Origin of the sequence: Sporotomaculum syntrophicum (assembly GCF_009932395.1) — a bacterium.
GTDB classification, from domain to species: Bacteria; Bacillota; Desulfotomaculia; order Desulfotomaculales; family Desulfallaceae; genus Sporotomaculum; species Sporotomaculum syntrophicum.
Genome location: NZ_LSRS01000021.1, coordinates 1 through 655, shown reverse-complemented (window position 1 = coordinate 655; position 655 = coordinate 1). Strand labels below are relative to the sequence as shown.

General features: G+C 38.0%; 1 protein-coding gene. It reads left to right on the top strand.

Going from position 1 to position 655, the window contains the following annotated elements:
- Positions 1 to 20: 20 nt before the first annotated feature.
- The coding region (locus SPSYN_RS15455) for a tyrosine-type recombinase/integrase (RefSeq protein ID WP_161823380.1) at positions 21 to 655 on the top strand (635 nt) is incomplete at its 3' end.

The following is a 655-nucleotide window of genomic DNA, read 5'->3' as shown; positions in this document are numbered from 1 at the left end:
TAAAATCAGGAGGCCATTGCATGGACAATTATAAAAAAGATATTGAACTATACTTTGAACTCAAAGGAGCTCCCGAATCGTCAAAGGAATCATATTTGCGCAGGATCTATGCATTTATGGATTTTATCCAAATCGAAAGGCATAAGCGCATGGAAGACATTACGATTAGTGACATCCAACAATATATACTTCATCTTAAAAATGACAAAGGCCTTACAGCAGGAACCATCAACAACTATATTTCGGGAGTCAGACTTTTCTATAACCATATACTGGACAAGGAGTGGAATGAAAAGAAAATTCCACGGATGAAAAGGGTACAAAAACTTCCGGTTATCCCCTCTAAACAAGATGTGCTGGCGATTTTAAACGAGACCACTAACCTTAAACACAAAGCAATTTTATCGCTGATTTACGGAAGTGGGCTGCGAGTCAGCGAAGTTGCCAAGTTAAAGATATGTGATATCTGCAGTAAAACAATGCGGGTTAGAGTAGAAAATGCAAAGCATAATACAAACCGGTATACTATTTTATCAAATACAACCCTTACTACTCTCCGAGAGTATTTCCGGTCTAGCTTTTCTCCTAAAAGCTATAAGCCCAATGATTGGCTTTTCCCAGGGCAAAACAAAAATGAGCATATTCACGTTAAGAC